General features: G+C 44.7%; 15 protein-coding genes and 1 pseudogene. 7 read left to right on the plus strand and 9 right to left on the minus strand.

Translation table 11 applies throughout. The features are described from left to right. Positions 1-44 precede the first annotated feature (44 nt). Together moeA and moeB are read left to right on the plus strand one after the other, a co-directional pair. Positions 45-1,280 (plus strand): molybdopterin molybdotransferase MoeA, encoded by a 1,236-nt coding sequence (gene moeA, locus KHO06_RS23455; RefSeq protein WP_212582653.1) that lies wholly within the window; start codon positions 45-47, stop codon positions 1,278-1,280. Between the two features lie 9 nt (positions 1,281-1,289). After that, positions 1,290-2,039 (plus strand): molybdopterin-synthase adenylyltransferase MoeB, encoded by a 750-nt coding sequence (gene moeB / locus KHO06_RS23460; RefSeq protein ID WP_005425975.1) that lies wholly within the window; start codon positions 1,290-1,292, stop codon positions 2,037-2,039. 151 nt (positions 2,040-2,190) lie between these two features. Here moeB and ribB read toward each other — a convergent pair whose 3' ends face one another. The 7 genes and pseudogenes from ribB to KHO06_RS23495 form a co-directional block, all read right to left on the minus strand. Next, entirely contained in the window at positions 2,191-2,883 is a 693-nt protein-coding gene (gene ribB / locus KHO06_RS23465) for a 3,4-dihydroxy-2-butanone-4-phosphate synthase (RefSeq protein WP_005425947.1), read from the minus strand. Positions 2,884-2,905: 22 nt separating this feature from the next. Then, positions 2,906-3,607, minus strand: coding sequence for an NAD(P)H-flavin reductase (fre, locus tag KHO06_RS23470; RefSeq protein ID WP_043882945.1), 702 nt, complete (start codon positions 3,605-3,607; stop codon positions 2,906-2,908). Between the two features lies 1 nt (position 3,608). Then, on the minus strand, positions 3,609-4,745 hold the full coding sequence (locus KHO06_RS23475; protein ID WP_212582654.1) for a long-chain fatty acid--CoA ligase: 1,137 nt from the start codon (positions 4,743-4,745) through the stop codon (positions 3,609-3,611). An 85-nt stretch (positions 4,746-4,830) separates the two neighbouring features. Next, positions 4,831-5,805, minus strand: a complete 975-nt coding sequence (locus KHO06_RS23480; RefSeq protein ID WP_212582655.1) for an alkanal monooxygenase — start codon at positions 5,803-5,805, stop codon at positions 4,831-4,833. 26 nt (positions 5,806-5,831) lie between these two features. Beyond that, the gene (locus KHO06_RS23485; protein ID WP_038888446.1) at positions 5,832-6,899 is read right to left on the minus strand and encodes an alkanal monooxygenase; all 1,068 of its coding nucleotides are present in this window, start codon (positions 6,897-6,899) and stop codon (positions 5,832-5,834) included. 34 nt (positions 6,900-6,933) lie between these two features. Next, a complete protein-coding gene (locus tag KHO06_RS23490; RefSeq protein WP_212582656.1) occupies positions 6,934-7,851 on the minus strand; it encodes an acyl transferase in 918 nt (305 codons plus the stop codon). A gap of 15 nt (positions 7,852-7,866) precedes the next feature. After that, positions 7,867-9,301 (minus strand): annotated as a pseudogene (locus KHO06_RS23495) (aldehyde dehydrogenase family protein). Positions 9,302-9,923: 622 nt separating this feature from the next. On the opposite strand from KHO06_RS23495, the gene KHO06_RS23500 reads away from it, so the two are divergent. The 5 genes from KHO06_RS23500 to KHO06_RS23520 all read left to right on the plus strand — a co-directional run bounded on the left by KHO06_RS23500 (position 9,924) and on the right by KHO06_RS23520 (position 16,180). Continuing rightward, the gene (locus KHO06_RS23500) at positions 9,924-12,029 is read left to right on the plus strand and encodes an LruC domain-containing protein (protein ID WP_212582657.1); all 2,106 of its coding nucleotides are present in this window, start codon (positions 9,924-9,926) and stop codon (positions 12,027-12,029) included. A gap of 11 nt (positions 12,030-12,040) precedes the next feature. Then, complete coding sequence (locus tag KHO06_RS23505) at positions 12,041-12,544, plus strand: hypothetical protein (protein ID WP_212582658.1); 504 nt, start codon at positions 12,041-12,043, stop codon at positions 12,542-12,544. 137 nt (positions 12,545-12,681) lie between these two features. Continuing rightward, positions 12,682-12,981, plus strand: a complete 300-nt coding sequence (locus KHO06_RS23510) for a hypothetical protein (protein WP_005425945.1) — start codon at positions 12,682-12,684, stop codon at positions 12,979-12,981. A 55-nt stretch (positions 12,982-13,036) separates the two neighbouring features. Next, a complete protein-coding gene (locus KHO06_RS23515; protein ID WP_212582659.1) occupies positions 13,037-13,867 on the plus strand; it encodes a sulfurtransferase in 831 nt (276 codons plus the stop codon). 21 nt (positions 13,868-13,888) lie between these two features. Beyond that, positions 13,889-16,180 (plus strand): EAL domain-containing protein, encoded by a 2,292-nt coding sequence (locus KHO06_RS23520; RefSeq protein WP_212582660.1) that lies wholly within the window; start codon positions 13,889-13,891, stop codon positions 16,178-16,180. 41 nt (positions 16,181-16,221) lie between these two features. Here the strand turns inward: KHO06_RS23520 and KHO06_RS23525 are convergent, their stop codons facing one another. Beyond that, positions 16,222-17,517 (minus strand): glycoside hydrolase family 18 protein, encoded by a 1,296-nt coding sequence (locus KHO06_RS23525; protein ID WP_212582661.1) that lies wholly within the window; start codon positions 17,515-17,517, stop codon positions 16,222-16,224. Positions 17,518-17,643: 126 nt separating this feature from the next. Further along, on the minus strand, positions 17,644-18,645 hold the full coding sequence (locus KHO06_RS23530) for a sugar-binding transcriptional regulator (RefSeq protein WP_005425961.1): 1,002 nt from the start codon (positions 18,643-18,645) through the stop codon (positions 17,644-17,646). Between the last annotated feature and the right edge of the window lie 351 nt (positions 18,646-18,996).

An 18,996-nucleotide genomic window follows, 5' to 3' on the forward strand; every position in this document is an offset into this window, starting at 1 on the left:
TATGGTAAAGTTGCCACAAAACAAAAGAACACAGGATTTTCTCAATGGGCTGCTGCGACGCACCTGGCTTGATGCCAATTGAAGAAGCGATGGACAAAATGCTATCGCGAATCAAACCTATCCAAACTACGCTTTCTCTTCCACTTGCTGAAGCACTCGGTTTTGTACTGGCAGAAGACATCTTGTCTCCTATCCACGTACCGCCATTCGATAACTCAGCAATGGATGGTTACGCAATTCGCATTCAAGATCTTGAGTCATCTTCTGTATTGCCTCTAGCAGGTAAATCATTTGCAGGACAACCTTTTGAAGGTGAATGGCCACAAGGTACCTGTGTTCGCATCATGACTGGCGCCAAAATCCCTGAAGGTTGCGACGCCGTTATCATGCAAGAAAACACAGAAGTCACGGATGCTGGCATTCAGTTCAACCAAACTGATGTGAAACCGCAAAACAACATCCGCCCAACAGGTGACGACATCAAGCAGGGCGACATCGTGCTTGCACAAGGTGCGCGTTTAACACCTCGCGATATTCCGATGATTGCGTCTCTTGGTGTAAGCCATGTGACGCTAGCGCGTAAACCAAAAGTTGCTTTCTTCTCTACTGGTGATGAACTTAAATCACTAGGCGAACCATTAGACGAAGGTCAGATCTACGACAGCAACCGTTACGGTATTAAACCGCTTATCGAGAACTTCGGTTGTGAGGCGATTGATCTTGGCATCATTCCAGATTGCCCAGAGGCTCTGAAAGCAACTTTTGAACAAGCGCAAACGTTGGCTGATGTCGTTGTTACCTCTGGTGGTGTTAGCGTCGGCGAAGCGGATTACACCAAGGACATTCTTGAAGAGCTTGGTGAAATTGGCTTCTGGAAGCTAGCAATCAAGCCGGGTAAACCTTTCGCATTTGGCAAGCTAAGTACTGCTTGGTTCTGTGGTCTGCCGGGTAACCCTGTTTCTGCCGTACTTACCATGTACGTGCTTGTTCAACCGATGCTGGCAAAACTTGCAGGCCATACAGAATGGAAAGCACCTGAGTCTATTCCTGCAACAACCAAAACCGCCTTTAAGAAAGCACCGGGGCGTACCGATTACCAACGTGGTATCTACACATTGGAAGATGGCAAGTTTGTAGTTGAAACAACCGGTAACCAAAGCTCTGGCGCATTCCGCTCCATGAGCCTAGCGAACTGTTTTGTTGTGTTAGAGCGTGAGCGCGGCCGTGTTGAAGTGGGTGAAACGGTTCAGATCCAACTATTCAACTCAACCCTATACTAGGAAATCGTTGTGGATATTCTTTCCGATCAGGAAATGCTGCGTTACAACCGCCAAATCATTCTTCGTCAATTTGACTTTGAAGGGCAAGAGGCGCTCAAACAAGCGTCAGTATTGATGCTTGGTGCTGGCGGCTTAGGTTGTGCATCAAGCCAATATTTGGCCACTGCCGGTGTCGGTAAAATCACGCTGATTGATGATGATATCGTCGAGTTGTCTAACCTTCAACGCCAAGTACTGCATCACGATGCGGATATTGGCCGTAAGAAGGTAGAATCAGCGGCAGATGCACTACGCGAACTTAACCCGCACATCATTGTAGATACCATCGCAAAGCGTCTTGATGATACAGAGCTAAAAAGCTTGATCGAGCAGCACACAATTGTTGTTGATGCATCAGATAACGTAGATACGCGTAATCAACTTAACCGCCTATGTTTTGCGACCAAAACACCGCTAATTTCAGGCGCCGCCATTCGCATGGAAGGCCAAGTGAGCGTGTTTACTTACGATGACCCAGCGCAACCATGTTACCAGTGCTTGAGTGCCCTTTTTGGCAGTGGTGCGTTAAGTTGTGTCGAAGCCGGAGTCATGGCGCCTGTTGTTGGTATTGTTGGCGCAGTACAAGCGATGGAAGCGATTAAAGTGATAGCTGATTACGGCCAACCAAAGAAAGGCAAAATTCTGATTTTGGATGCGCTCAGTATGTCTTGGCGAGAAATGAATCTGATGAAAATGCCAACCTGCCCGGTTTGCAACTAGCTTGTTTGCAACTAACCGGCTTGCAACTAACCACCTTATATCAATAAGCCCGCTTTTGCGGGTTTATTTTTGACTTCTGCAAAACAAAAAAACCGCCCGATAAGGGCGGAAAGTCAGCTAGGCGACTGAACAAACAAAGGAACTTTAAATACTAAGACCAACTCACTTCACACACTAAGCCACTCTCATATTCATTTCTCAGGTCGATACCCGCTCGATAATCGACGATATCTTCAATAGTGAGTACTGGCATTCCATGACGCCTTGCAAACTCAATGGTCTCTGGCAGTTTCGCCATGGTTCCATCAGGGTTAGTCAGTTCACAAAGGATCCCTGATGGGACTAAGTTTGCTAGATACATCAAATCGATCGTACCTTCGGTATGACCTCGACGGGCCAACACGCCATTTGTTTTCGCAACCAGTGGAAAAACATGGCCTGGTCTTGCTAAATCTTCTGGTTGAGCATCAAAATAAGTGGCCGTTTTGACCGTTGTAACGCGATCTTTCGCAGAGACCCCTGTCGTCACCCCTTCTTTCGCTTCAATCGAAACCGTAAAAGCGGTCTGGTTTTTACTGCGATTATCTTTCACCATAGGAGGAAGCTCTAACCAATTGGCGCGTTCCTCCGTTAAGCACAAACACACGATGCCACTGCATTCACGAATCATGAGTGCCATTTGCGCTTCGGTAAGATGCTGTGCAGAGAAGATAAGGTCGCCTTCGTTCTCGCGATCCTCATCATCCATTAATAGAACACCAAGGCCATTTTTCAGAGCCTCAATCGCTCTTTCTACCCTTTGTACTGGAGTGCCAAACTCATCTAGTAGTGACGTTGAGCTCATAGTTTCTTCTCCTTGATACTGATTACAAATAAGCGAACGCGTCCGCGTAAAGTTGCTCTGGTTCTGCCCCTCTTTTGTCACAGAACCAATCACGAGCCACTTCAACCATTTTGCAAGGACCACACAAGTAGATATCGAACTCAGATAAATTACGGAAATCACTCATCACACACTCCAACACCTTTCCTTGCTTAGCGTACTGGGGACAGGTTGATATTTCAGTAACTGGCACGTAACTGACGTTTTTGTTTTCAAGCGCAATATCCACCAGTTCGTCATGCACATACAGGTTATCCATATCCTTGGCACCCCAATAGACGTAAATCGGCTGGGTAAACCCTTGCTCCAAGCTATTTTTCAAAATACTTAGGGTGTAAGACATTCCGGTCCCGCCTGCGACCAATAACAAGGGTTTGACACTCTCATCACGCAGCCAAGCGTCGCCTCGCGCCTCACTGACTTCAACCATGTTGCCGCAGATCCACGAATTGGTGAGTTCTTCCATCACAAGCGTATTTTTCTTGCTGATATCTGAGCCACCAATATGGAGTTCTAAAAACGCACCATTAGAAGGACATGAGGCTATAGAAAACGGTAAACTACCAAAGCTTAAACTGACGTTAATGTACTGCCCTGCCCTAAATTCAAAAGGCTGATCCGGCTTGAGCAACACTCGGAATATGAAGCTAGTTAGCGGCTCAATTTTTTCTATCGAACATAACATGTCAGTTGCCTCCTTCATTCTTAGCTGTAAACGCTTGAGACATACTGAGAGCACACCCCTTCATACCTCGCGTCTTAACTCTTCTAACGATCTCAATAGTAGTTCCCGGGCGATCGCCTTCTTCTTCTCGCACGATGCCTATATCATCCGTCACTAGAAAACATGGATAGCTAACCGCCGAGGCATCCATATAGCTCATCAGTCCTGGTTGGCCATGCGGAAGCGGCTTTAATGTTTTAGGATCCAGAGCTCTTGCAAAGACCCAGGGAGGTACACGCTTTTTGTGTTCTGTATCTTCAAAAAAGCAGGTGTTCAGTTCAACTTGATTAAATGTGTCTCGAATCTGCTCTGCGCTTTCTAAGGTAAAAGTCTCACACAAAAGTTGGTTGAACTCGTCTCTATCGAGCGATTGATCCTGATGTTTTTTCCAGCCGCCGCCAGTGATGATGTAAAGATCGCGACCACCATTGAAAGTTTGACCTTGCTCGCGCATGAAACAGCACAGTAGATAGATAAAATAAGGAGGGCCGATAAGACAAATGGTTTTACCAGAATGCTTAATACGATTCATATTAGCTAGCGTCGCCTCAAAGTCGATCTCATCCTCAGTGACAGTAAATGCGGTCGGATAAAGGAGCTCGACTAAGCTCATGACGTACTTGAACCAAATATTGTTGGCATTAAAGCGATCTGGGCCCAAGTTCACCAACTCCATCTGATGGTCAAACCAATCACCAACGTAATTCATACCGAAATTTACTGAGCCAAGAAGCCGCTCAATACTGAGTCTATCTCGTGCGACAATACTTTTGATGCCACTAGTACCGCTGCTAGTAAAGCGATTCTCAACCTCGTCATCGTCAAGTGTTAATAGGGTCTTCAACTTAAAAATAGAAGTAGGGAAAACGGGGATCTCGTTGAGATCTTCCACCACCTCTCCGACTCCCAGCCTCTCGCAGAACTGACGATAGTCGTCATTATTGTGGTAATGGTATTGATATGCCCCTTTAACAAGGCGAGATGTCAGCTGTTTTTGTTCCTGCAATGACCATTGCTGAGGAGTTCCCATGAAAATCAAGTCATCGATTTCTGTGCTCGCTGCGATATTTTCCTGCTTAACCGCTGAAAGTACGTCCATATAAATGCCTCTATTAGTTAGCGCTATCGCGCGAAAAGAATGGTGATATAAGGGGCATCGCTGCCCCTTCAGCATCAGTTAAACGTTACGAGTGGTATTTGACGATGTTGGCGTTTACCACGTCGATAACCGCTCTTTGCTGCGCTTTATCTTCCATCGACTCAAAAGACATCAGTAGGTCCGCGGCACCACAACACTCAATCGCAACTCGCGCTGCCTGAGTACTTTCTTCATAAGTACCGATGGCATTTTCTGACAACAGCTCTGCCATTTTTTGCTCAAAGTCGGTATTTGGGTAAGACTCACGGACAAACTCTTCCAAATACACGCGTGCTTCTGCCCTTGCTACTTCACCATCTACATTTTGGTTGACCAACAGCGTTAGCTTGTGTCGAACCTGACTAACATCGACACCATGTGCCTGAGCAACTTCGTGGTAAAAACCGGCGTATTCTTTTCTTTGCGCGTTTGAGTCGTCCCATTTAAACACGAGTGGAAGCCCTAACTTAGCCGCCCATTCAACCACTTCTTTGCTCGTCGCATTCACAAATTGCGCAGGACCGCCTTGAGTGAACGCGTGTGGGTTAACGGAGATTTTAGGAAAACTATAAAAATCATTGTTTGGATGGCAGTACCCAGTAGTGAATGCATCATTGATGATCTTGTGACACTCACTGAACAACTGAAACTGAGAATCCGTTGGTCGATTAAAGAAGCGCATATCTGCACTCTTTTCACAATCACTAAAGCCAAAGACAAAACGGCCTTCACTCATTTGGTCGAGTAGACACGCTTCTTCCGCCACACGTACTGGATGATGTGTAGTAATAACGTGATTCAACGAAGCCACTTTGGCGTTCTTTGTCATACCAAGTAAAAAACCAGCCACTGTTAATGGGGCACCAACCACACCATTGTTGGAGAAATGGTTTTCGTAAACAGCCAACGTGTCAAACTTCAACTGATCTACGTAATGTGCGGTATCTAACATTTCTTCGATGACTTGATCAGAAGAACGCTTTGAATTCATAAAATTGAGGAAGAATAATCCAAATTTCATGTCTCTTTCCTTTTAGAAAATATTAATTACTGTTTTTCTTTGAGATATGGCATCACATCAGACTGGAATAGCTTCATAGATGCGATAATTTCTTCTTCAGAACCGTTTGCTTCAAAACCACAACAAATATTGTTAATACCCGTCGCATCGATATCTTGCTGGATAATCGCGATACACTCTTCAGGCGTCCCTACTGGGTTGATTTCGTAGCTGTAATCAATTCGGCGGTTGGTATCTTTGTGGCCTTTCAAGACAAAATCGCGCCATTGGCCTTTATTGAAGTCGTAGCCTTTTGTTTGGTCAGAGTCGTCAAAAATCTTGGTGGCATTAACGTATGAGTCGTACCAATGACCCAAGAAGTTGCGGCAAATATCTTTGGCTTTATTTGAGTCATGATCGACGGAGGTGATGTAAGACAAACAGTGGTCAATCTTAGTCACATCGTAGCCATGCTCAGTCGCGACTTCATTGTAAAGATCAAGCTGCGCTTTCTTCTCGTGAGTGTTGATGATCCAGCTTAGAATCATTGGTAGGCCACGCTCTGCAGCCCATTCTGTCGTTGATGCTGACTCCGCGACGACATAAACAGGAGCGCCACCTTGTGTGTAAGCCGATGGATTCAGTTGGATTTTCGGGAACTTAATATGTTCGTTATCCGCCGCGATATAGCCTTCATTGAAGCCTTCTTTCATCAAGTCATACCAACAGTCCATTAAGGCTCGGCTGTTATCCATGTCTGTACCAAAGACACGGAAATCTTTGTCGTACAAACCGCGACAAATACCAAAACGGAATCGTCCTTTCGACATTTGATCCAGTAGGTTTACGTCTTCTGCTTGTCGAACCGGATGGGCAGTCGGCAATACAATGGCTGCGGTGCCAACATTGAGCTTTTCTGTCGCACCTAATAGATGTGCGGCAGCAACATAAGGATTCCCTAACAACCCAAATTCAGTGAAGTGGTGCTCTAGTAACCAAACAGTGTCGAAACCACAACCTTCAGACGCTTTGCCCAGATTAACCAATCGCTTCATCACTTCGGTCTGAGATAGCTCAGGTGGCTGATAAGTGAGAAGGAAGTTTCCAAATTTCATAACATTTCCTTATTTATTGGTATTACGATAAGACCTAAGCCATTTCTGGCGCACGGCTTTCAATTTCCGCTTTCAAGCGACGTTCATTCACAGTCGCGATGGTGAGTTGTTCAAAATCAGGCTCAATAAAGTCGACGTCGATTTCTAAGCTGCCTCCATCCATTGCGATGGCGGCTTTGGTGACGGATTGGTAGAAATTACGTAACACGACCAAGTTCTCACCCAAGTCATGAGAGCTACCAAGCAAGGAGTAAAGCTTGCAATGCCCACTGCGGATATGCGCTAACATGTCATAGACTTCCTCTTGCTTAACCCAATCATCGTTGTTAGCGGTAAACGCGATTAAAGGAACCGAGGTATTGGCTACTTTGTCGAGAGTAGAATCTAAGGTATCCCAGTGGTGCTCGAAGCAGTCGCGAACGAACACTTCAGAACCAAGCTTATGGCCTTCAAAATCAAGATCGTTTGGTAACTCATCGATAGGCAAACTGAGGTAATCAAAACCAAGCGCTTTTTCTAGTGTGTCACGCAAGTTCACCACACCAACCGCAGTAATCAGAAAAGACAGCTCAAGGTCAGAAACCACTTCATAGGCGACACGAGCTGAGAGACTTGCTGCAATCAAGCCAATGTTTTGTGTACCCTTGGTCTGCAGCCAGTGATAAACAGTGCACAAACTGTTTTTGCCCGTCGTCATGGTGAATTCATCAATCGAACCCGAGCTGAGCCCCACATGATGAAGAGAGTCATAACGGAACACATGGAAACCGTTTTCAGATAGATATTCAGCTAACCCAGCAAAGTGATCCATTCTTCTGGCAAAACCAGAAGCAATTAAAATGGTGCTATTTTTAGAAGGCACATTTTCTTTTGGGGGCGTTTCCCAGACGTGAAGTTCCTGACCATTGTTCACGCACAACACGTGTGCAATAGTCTTGCATTGATTATTCATTGTAAATTTCCTTATTTAAGGGACGAAAACCAAGAATTTATCTTCTTCAAGAAAGCGGGTTTGCTCTATTTCGACAGATACATCCTTAGTGGTGAAGTTATATGGTCTTTCATGAGAAACAAATCGAACTAAACGTTGAAGTGGACGCATTGCATCATGTGCGCCACCAGCTCTAAATATATTATTCATCCCAGATTCAACGATTCTTTCTACTCCTTTTGCGGCGAATGCATCTCGATATTTCTTGGAAGATTCCCATGGATAAAAAGAAATCGTTTGTGTTTGATGTTTTTCTATATATTGAACAACATCATCAACCTTATTTACTTTGTGGACATAAACGCAACGACTTAATGGATGGTTATATTCAACCCCGGGCTCTGACTCGATGATCATCCAGTTATTTTCCGGTTCTGATATAACTTTCAACCCAGAAAATTGACACTCAAGACGAGTCATAGAAAATAAAGCTTCATCATCAAAACTTTGCTTTGATTTTGGTAAAACTTCTTGATAAAGATTCAGTTTTTCAACAAGTTTTGATTTAAATTCTTCATACTTATCTCCAGAAAAATAAATATTCTGAGTCGAAAAGCAGGCATTTTGGTCATAAAAGCAAATATCATGAGCAACACCCGAGGCGGCTTCTTCTAGATCGGCTGGATGGTCTAACACGGTAAAACTCTTCTTTGGACCAAACTTCAAAACATCGATGTGTGAAGGAGAATGCTTAACCGCCCAATCAATGGCATCTCGCCCCCCCCCAAGCAACCACTGCATCCATATGACTCAGTAATTCTTCAGCGAGTGTCGTATCCGATGTATGAGGCCAATACAATACGGAAATAGAACGAGAAATAGGATGGTTGGGATCGACGTCAATAAAGCTCATCGCTAGCGCATGGGCAGTAAATGGATCCGATGCTGACATTCTCACAATACATTGGTTTCTCGTCAGTATGCCTCGTAGTATTGAGGTCACACCGGAGAGAGGAACGTTCCCCGCAAGCAAATGCATCGTGCGTCCTTTAGGAAAAGCCCTCACATAACACTCACCCTGCGGTAACCATTCATCTTGTATATGCGTAGAGCCAAGTTCGGTATCAATAATGTCGTAGAGCGCACTCTTAGAGCAAAGGATCATTGCAATCCAATTTGCTTCGAGTTTCGCCATTTGTGGTGAATACCCCAAATAAGTAATAAGAGACCGAATATATGCCCTTCTTCTTGAATACTCTTCGCTCTTCCAACGCTGCCCCGTTGTATAAAGAAAATTGATGATGTTATTTATATTTAGATCATTTAAATAATCATGAGTCACCATCTGAGTTAAATGAACATGATTAAAGGAATCAATCTTAACTTTTTTTTCTTCAAAACTGATCTCAAATCGATTTTCTTCAGTAGAAACTATTTGCCCATTTATTATTAAAGGTAAGTGTTTTTCCATATCAAGAGCTTCTCCTTTGAATTTGAAAAAACATTAATGTCTTGGGTTGTTTTTTTAAAGTTAATTAATAACTTTTAACCAAATGCATTAAATAGATCAAACTAATGAGAAGTATTATCATTTAATCTAATTATAGTTTGCCTTATTTATAATTAGGCATAACATTTAACAAACACCTAAATTTCAAACACTTTAGTTTTTTATTTTATCAGTGCGATTAAACACTAAAGCAACCATACTCATAAATATTGCATAAATTATTATTGTTCTTTGTAACACTATAAATAAGTAATGGTATTTAAGTGGTTGCTGCTACTAGAGTTAATTGTAATTCTTCAATAATATCCTCTCACCTAGATAGCACTTTCAGTGAAAAAGTATGGACTTCATAAGAAACCACAATTGGGATCGATCCCAAATACGTGCGAGCTAGATAGGGGACGGTGTACGTGCGAAGCTCTCGGCAAGACAGCGGTTTTGAAAACCGCTTAAACCGAGTGTCATTTTGAGATTCATATTAAGAATAATGGTGAACGCATATTTAACACATTGATATACCTAACGATACCAGTTGGCACACTCCTTTCATTGCATATATCACCAACCAACGAGAGGGCGAATTATGAAAGGGATATCATTGTTACTTGGGACTCTGATGGCGAGCACTTACGCTCAAGCCACCCCATTCGATACTTGCCCAAGCAAAGCATATCTATTTCAGTCAACCCCAGTTCAAATCTATGGCGTCAACTTGGTTACGGGTTCTACTACTCTATTAGAAGATGACACAGGCTTAGCTTCGGGTATTAACGGCGTGGGTTTTGACTTCACTGACCGTTACATTTACGGCTATGACACTACAAACAAGAAAATCGTTCGATTAGGTAAAGACTTTCAAGCTGAAACACTCAGTGTTTCGGGTCTGCCTACCGACCACACGTTTTACGTAGGTGACGTTTACAATCACGTGTACTACTTGTATCGCAAAGGAAAAGGCCTATTTTCCATTGACCTATCACCGCTAGATTCTGATCCAAACGCGACACTAAACATAGTTAGAATCACCTCAACAGCCAGCGTTAACCTGACAGACTTTGCTTTCCACCCGGGTGACGGCTCACTCTACGGCATTGATAACAACTCAGGCATCCTATACGAATTCGACCTAAGCAATGGCAACGCGACTGCCATTGGCGATACTGGTGAGTTAGGCACATTTGGTGCTGGCTATTTTGATGTGAATGGCAACTATTATGTCTCACGCAACCAAGACGGTAAGATCTATCGAGTGGACTTATCTGAAGATAACGCAGCAAACATTGCCGCAGGTATTGTACCAGCGGTTGAATTTGTCTCTAACGGTCCAAGCTCAAGCCAAAACGATGGTGCCCGTTGCGCGAATGCTCCAGTGATTGATGAAGACGACCCCATCGATTTTGGTGACGCTCCTGATAGCTACAGCACAACACTTGCTTCCAACGGGCCACGCCATGAAATCGATGATGTCACTTGGTTAGGAGCTGTCGCGCCAGATGGTGACGCTGACGGTCAAGCCAATGACAACTCTGTGGGCACGGCCGATGAAGATGGCGTCGGTTTTGTTTCAGCACTCGATCCGGGCTTAAGCTCCATCATCAATGTCACAGCATCCACATCTGGGTACTTATCTGCTTGGTTTGATTGGAACCGCGATGGCGACTTCGATGATGCCGGCGAACAAGTCTTTACCGATGAGCTGCTCTCTGCGGGTAATAATCCTCTGCCATTCGTGGTTTCCACTGCCGCTACTGAGGGGGCGAGCTGGAGCCGATTCCGCTTTAGCCAACAAACGGGGTTGAATTACTTTGGCGGCTCTACATCTGGTGAGGTAGAAGACCATCCAATTACCATTACTGGCAATGGATACACCGTAGAATACTTCCCAAGCGCAGAAAATTACGCGACCGTCGCTTATGAAGATAACTGGCCATACACTGCTGACTACGACATGAACGATGTAGTAGTGAAGTTCCGTATTACCGAAACCAGCCTGGCAGGCCACGTTGAAAATATCCAAATTACCGGTGACTTAGCCGCTTACGGCGCGGGTTACAAAAACGGCTTCGCAATCCGACTACCTGGTGTTTTAAGAAGCACTATTGAAAATGGACTCACTACCCTATCCTTCAATGGTGTGGAACAAGCATCAAACGGTTTGGAAAGTATTTCTAACGAAGCGATTTTCATCATCAGTGAAGACTTGAGCACGCACGCCGCAAGCAGCTGTAGCTATTTCAGAACCGAGTCTGGTTGTGATGACAGCGTTTCACTTACCTTTACTCTGAATGTCTACTTCACTGAAGATTCTGACCGCTCAGCCATTCAAGCTATGCCATACGACCCGTTCATCTTTGCAACTCCGGGGACCTACCATGGCGATGGCATTACGTTCCAACCAGGTCGAAAGTGGGAAGTACACTTAGCTGACCAGGCACCAACAGAACAATTTGACGACCAAAACCTCTTCGGCGTCGGCGTTGATGCAAGTGACCCTGCACAAGGTAAGTACTTCAAAACCGCCAACAACTTACCATGGGCGCTATTGATAGTAGAGGATTGGAACTGGCCTCTTGAGCGTGTCAATATGGTGGACGCTTATCCTCAATTCCAAACTTGGGCAGAATCTGCTGGCGAACGAAGCACTGACTGGCACACCGCTCCAGCACCAAACAAATGCTACATTCCATAGGAGATAACATTATGAAAGCACTCATTACAATCATTATGGGATTAGCACTAACCGCATGTGGTGGAGGCGGTGGTGGTGGAGATAACAGCACCCCAGCGCCACCACCAACACAAACTACAGTGCCAGAGGATGATACCAACGAAAATGAAGAACCCGTTGAGGAAGAAGAGACAACGGTACCGGTAGAAGATGTGACAATGCAGGATCTCGAGGTACCAGATAACTTCAGCTACAACCCTGTAACCGAAGGCAGCCTCAATGTAGACATCAGTGGTTTTTCTTCACAACGTGCGCACCTCAGCGTTTACAAAGAGTTTGTTGAAAACAGCTTGGGGAGCTACGACGCAAGATACCCAAGCAAAGTTGCTTCTGTTCCACTAGATAAAGGTACAGCGAACATTGACTTTAACGTCTCTGATAGCCAAGGCAGCCTGCTTGTTGAAATTTGGTTCTATGATGGCAGCGACCCAATCCAGAAAGTCATTAGTTCTGGTGACAGTTCTTGGGTCATGTAGCCAAATAGGAGTAAGGTCTAGAAAACGACCTTCCAATATAATTCCTCACTCTTTTACTTCAAAATCGCATCGTTCTTTTGAACATGCGATTTTTTTGTTGTAAAACAGTAGGGTTACTCATTTGACGGGAAAATGCGTTGGACAATCCGAAAACCTTCATTTTGGTCTTTGTTGCTGCCATCGTCGCATTATGTCTGGCTCTGTGGCTAACATCTTCTGATGAAACACAGACCATTACCGCAACCGTCATTTCAAATACGTTAACGCAATCACTCGATGGTCAAAGACGTTATCTAACGATTGAATCGGAAGAATCAGGAATCAAACGCGTCGCTGTACCAACTTCCACCCATTGCCCTAAAGGTGCATTGGCAACATTCAGCCAACCAACAGATTCACTCTTCGAGCAACCGCTCACGTTTTTAAGCTGTGAATAAGCTTACTCTTCACAGTTATTTAAGGCGCCATACTACTTTGAGGAAACAAAAGACGATGCAAGCACTGATCAGTACTGAAGAACTTAATAGCCTACTCGGCCAACCTAACGTCAAACTCCTCGACGCGAGTATTGCGTTTCAAATCCCTTCAGAAGGCGAAAAAGTTAAAGATAAGTGGCTTCCTAATTCCCTCCGCTTTGATTACGACAACGACTTTTGCTTACCTGATTCATCTCTGCCACATATGATGCCAACAGAAGAAGGCTTCAACCAAAGCGCGCAACAGCTCGGTTTGAACAACGAAGATTTGATCGTGGTATACGACAACTCAGGGACACTTGCCGCACCAAGAGCATGGTGGATGTTCAGAGCAATGGGTCATGAGAATGTTCGAGTTCTGAACGGCGGTCTTCCCGCTTGGATTAAAGCTGGGCTTCCTGTTACGAGTGCTTTATCGCAACCAAGCGGAAAAGGTAACTTTTCAGGCAAGCTCAACCAAGAAGCGTTTTTGAGCGCCCAAGCTGTACTTGCTCATTCGAATAACCAAAGTGCAAACATCATCGATGCAAGAGCCAAAGCTCGTTTCCTTGGTGAAGTGCCAGAACCACGAGAAGGGCTACGCAGTGGGCATATTCCAAATTCGGTTTGCTTACCGTTTCAAGAACTCTTAACCAACGGTCACATTAAACCGAATTCAGAGTTGCAACAGATATTTAGCGCACTAACAATAGATAGTGATAATTCAATCATTTTTAGTTGTGGCTCCGGTGTAACCGCATGCATTTTGTTACTTGCGGCGTATCAAATTGGTCTGGACAACCTGTCGGTGTACGACGGTTCTTGGACCGAATGGGGTGCAGACCATTCTCTACCTATCGAGCGTTAAGATCAGGAGCAGTAAAACGATATGATCGGCATAAAGAAGAACATTTGGACGCTCTACATGACGCTGTTTGCGATAAGTGTGGGTTTGTTCTCTCTGTTTGGTCATTATCATTACGAAGCAACTCTCGATAAGTACAAAGATAAGCAGCTCTTACAATTAGAGCTGTTTGCCTCCTCCGTCGAGTCTTTGTTCAAAGGACAAGAAACGCTGTTAGAAGTAGTTGGGCACCAACTGATAGAGCAAAACGACTTCACTCGAACGGCTTCTCTACAAATGCGTCCCTTGCTTGATGATTTGATGGATATCCACCCTGCTATCGCCGCTTTTGGCCTTACTAACCCTGAGGGGGATTATCTGGCCATCAGCTCTAACCTGGATTTACAAAAGCTACAAAACCTAAGGCAAGATCCTCAAACCAAAGGGACATTCGAAGCTGCACTTCAAGCCCAACACATGGTGGTTGGCAGAACCTATTTCATGCCCGCACTCGATTCATTAGTGATCCCTATCCGAAAGGCAATTCGAAATAAGAATGGGGACGTAATAGCAGTAATGACAGCGGGGTTTAACATGAGCTCCTCCTTAGTGTTCAGAAACGACGTGCATGCCAATAAACACAATCGCGTATCATTAGTTCGTGAAGACGGTTACCTTACTTTTACCTCCGCGGAGCAATCTAATCTATTCAGCTATACGCTCCCTGCAGATGGACATAGAAAAGCGATTGTCTTTGAGCAAGTCGAGAAAAAGTACGGCTGGAGCCGCGATACCGTAAAGAGCTTATCGAGTGCGGTAAACATTGTTGCCGATGACCCAAGAATCAATCAACTGGTGACACTTAAGTATTTACCTGATTACAAACTTTGGGCTTCCTCTTCAACCGATCTACGCTACATCCAACGTGGCTTCTTCGATCAGTTTGCTCTCTACTCCATCGTTTTCCTTTTTATCCAAGCAGGTTTCTATGCATTGGTTCGCTCAATTGCGAATAACGAGCTCGCAACGCGTCAAAAGCTGCTTTATCAGGCGCATCATGATCATTTAACACTACTGCCTAACCGTGAATATCTGAGAGCACACATCACAAGATGGCTGAATGAAACTTCAGATCCATTTGCCTTGATGTTCATTGATATCGATAACTTCAAATCAGTAAACGACACACATGGCCATGAATTTGGTGATGAAGTGCTCAAGCAAATAGCGCTGCGCTTGAAGAGTTTCGACAGTGAAGACCGATTGATTGTTAGAGAGGCGAGCGATGAATTCATCTTACTTGTCAATCAAACAGACGACAGCGTAGTAAGGACGCTAGCAAGCGATCTTATTCATTACCTATCCGAACCTTACATCGTTCACGAAAACCAGTTCCTTCTAAGTTCTAGCGTCGGTGTTGCACTCTATCCTTCGCATGGCAAAAGTTTGGATGCGCTACTTCGCTCAGCGGATATCGCCATGTATCAAGCCAAAAAGGATCGTAACGCTTACAGTATTTTCGACCAACAAATGCAAGCGAAGCACCTCCATAAGATGAAGATAGAGCAACGTTTAAGACTCGCTATCGAAAGGCAAAGTTTGTTTTTGGTGTATCAGCCACAGTTGAACAGAGATGGTGAAATCTATGGCGTTGAGGCGCTTGTTCGCTGGCAGGATGAAGAGCTTGGATTTGTACCGCCAAACGAGTTCATTCCGGTCGCCGAGAGCTCAGGTTTGATGGTAAGACTCGGCGAGTTAATCATAGAGAAAAGTTTCGTCGATATGGCACGTTTAACAGGGCGTGTAAAACAGTCTATCCAGATGTCGATTAATATATCGGTCAAACAATTTATCCAAGTCAACTTCATTGAGGATCTGGTGGCCATGATTGATAGACATAAGGTGGAACACAGTCGCATCACACTGGAAATTACTGAGAACCTGTTCATCGAGGACCTCGAAAAATTTGCGCCAATTTGCCAACGTCTACATTCGCTAGGCTTTAAGCTCTCTCTGGATGACTTCGGTACTGGCTACTCTTCCCTTTCGATGCTTAAAGCGTTGCCAATTGATGAAGTCAAAATCGATAAGAGCTTTGTCGATAACATTGAGAACGATGAAAAAGCACTGAATATGGTGCAAAACATCATTGCGATTGGTAAAAACTTTGGGATGAAGGTGCTTGCTGAAGGTGTAGAAACTCGCCATCAACGTGATCAACTTATTGCTTGTGGGTGTGATTTGATTCAAGGCTACTTCTATTCCAAACCACTCCCTTTCGAACAGTTGGTTAGCTTTGCTGAAGAGAACCACAACGAAAAAGCCGTCGAACAATAACGACGGCTTGATTTACGTAGCTATAGCGTAAGGGACAGAGACTAGTTCTGCATTTCCTTATACATCACTTCGACTAACTCTCCTTTCGGATCTCCTGACAGTTCCCATGTAAAGATTCCACCTAAGTTAGATTGTTTCGCCCAGTCTGCTTTGGCTTTGATAGAGCGCTGATCCTCAAATGAGATAAACACCTTCTTGTCTGGGTTCCATAAGTATGGCGCTTGAGCTTGCTCATCGTATTTATACTCATATCCTTGTTTCGCACTGTAGTTCTTCATCAGATCCCAGAACATGAAGTAGCCATTCTCACCAGTACCAAACTGCGCGCCTTTCTCTGACAATAAGTCTTGAGTTGGCAAACCACCGGTAAAATCTTTAGTTCCTTGCCAACCGCGACCATAAAACGCCGCACCAATCACCAACTTCTCACTAGGAATACCCAGCTCAATCATTTGGTTAATGAACACGTCTGCGCCCATTCCCCACCAACTGCGGTCAGTCGCATGTAGGTTAGTGGTATGCCCTGTTTGCTGCCCCCAACCACCAAGGAAGTCGTAAGTCATTGCAAACATGTTGGTTAGGTAAGGCTGCGCCGCTTTCCAGTCAATACCTGCTGCTTTAGGACCAACACCAACCGCTGTTGAAAGCTCGTAATCGCGCTTGGTCTTTTTCGCTAACGCATCTAGATCACCACGCATGGTTTTAACTAGGTAAGTGAAGGCATCACGCTCTAGTGCTTTTTGCTCATCTGTCAGCTTGGTATCTGGATTCCAAGGAGACGTAGTCAAACCGCCACCACCTGGATATTCCCAGTCCAAGTCAATGCCATCAAAGAAATCGTACTTTGCAATCAACTCGACCGCCGTTTTAGAGAACTGATCCATTGCTTGCTGGTTTTTAGCCATAGCGTGGAAAGGTTCAGACATGGTCCAGCCGCCAAAAGAAGGAAGAATTTTTAGATCAGGATGTTGCTTCTTAAGTTCGGCCAATTGGGCGAAGTGCCCTTTATATGGAACGTCTACAGAGACCGGACCAAAATCTTTTTCAAGGGCCGCCTCGGTATCAACCAAAATCGCCGTATACGGTTCTTTGCCTTCACAGTGCTTTGCAACCAGCTTTTGAATATTTTCCGAGGCACCAGTGTGAGGACCACACATACTTAAAAATGCGTAGATAATATGAGTTAGGTTATCAGCCGGAATGTCTTTAACCGTGTATGGGTTGTCTGCATTTGCGTACTGCCAATCGGCAAAATAGCCTGCCACGACTTTTTGCTCAGCTTGTGCAATACCTGTAAGCCCCGTAAATAATGCAGCTGCGAGAAGTGTCTTTTTCATAATTTCCTCCAGAGTAATCAACTACAAATTACCCCTGAGGATTATTTTTAACTTGGAAACGAAATCAGGCTGCGAGTCATTTATAAATCCTCACAGCCAAATTACATTAGTTGCATATTATTTGTGCTAAACCTCTGATGTGCTGTTGCCATGCATCTGCTCATCTAAGTTAAGAACCGTTAATGCGTTACTTACACTGGTTGCAATCACATCAATGGCTCCGGTTCTTAAAGCCCCAAGTAGCGCCAATGGTTTACTGTTTTCTGCCGCAATCGCAATCACTTCTGCAATTGGACGAAATTCTTCAATACCTAAGCCGATGACTCGGTCACTCATTACTGTGTTTGCTACATCGCCGTGGATGTCAAAGAAATCATAACCGGCAAAGTCCCCTACGACGCCTTGCATCAAACGGGATTGCACCACTTCATCTGGAGTAAACCAGCCAAGGTCAACCATGTAGCTGTTTTCACTCATATCACCGATACCAACAAGAGCGACATCCGCCTTGCGCGCCAAGTCCAGTGTCTGTTTAACCGTGGCGTTTTGCATGAAGGCCACCTTCTGCTCTCGGTTTTCAGCGTAGGCAGGGGCATACAGCGTTTCCGATGTGCCGCCGTATTTCTTGGCGAATTGTCGGCAAATGTGGTCCGCATTGTACATACCGCCACGAGGGTGAATCCCGCCAATACCGCACACAAACTTACAATCGCGCGGCGTGATAACGCCAATGTGGTGAGCCACAGAAGAAACGTTACGCCCTTGCCCTACCGTCACCACCATGCCGTTCTTTAAAGTACTCGTCAGGTAGTTAGAGACCAAACCAGACACTTGGAGACGCTGCGCTTCTTCATTAGGTTGATCCAAAGCGACCAACGCTCGTTTCACACCAAAGCGTTCGATGAGGCGCTGCTCTATCTTGGCGCTAAACACAGGGTGATATTTTACGGTAATCTCTACAATGCCTTCATCACGAGCCTGCTTCAGCATTCGCCCTACTTTGGCCCGCGATATGGAAAACTTTTTCGAGATCTCTTCTTGGGTCGCACCGTCTTGATAATAGGCAACGGAGATCTCCGTTAGTAAATCTGTGCTTTCAATAGAAATGTCTTGATTAGAACTGCTCATGTTTTTCTCGCCCTTTTAGAGGATCGACATTGTATGCATTAGTGAGCATCCGCTCATTGACTTAGCATATGTTACCCTCCAATTTTACTGCGACATTTGCTCACTGCAATGACATTTTCTCACTGCGTAATTTTATTAATATCATTACTGCTCAAGCCTTGAACAATAAGGGCAAACGTTTATTTCGGCCATGCTCTGAACACACAGCAAAAAAACGTTGATGAACATCACTTAAAGTCGGTTTCGGCGATTGACTTTCAGCATGGATAGGATAAATATGGATTCATCATTTACTCAGCTACCGATCAAATGTTCATAGCAAATGTTCGGTACCGAAATTTTCCGTAGTTG

Origin of the sequence: Vibrio sp. B1FIG11 (assembly GCF_905175335.1) — a bacterium.
In the GTDB taxonomy this organism is placed as follows: Bacteria; Pseudomonadota; Gammaproteobacteria; order Enterobacterales; family Vibrionaceae; genus Vibrio; species Vibrio campbellii.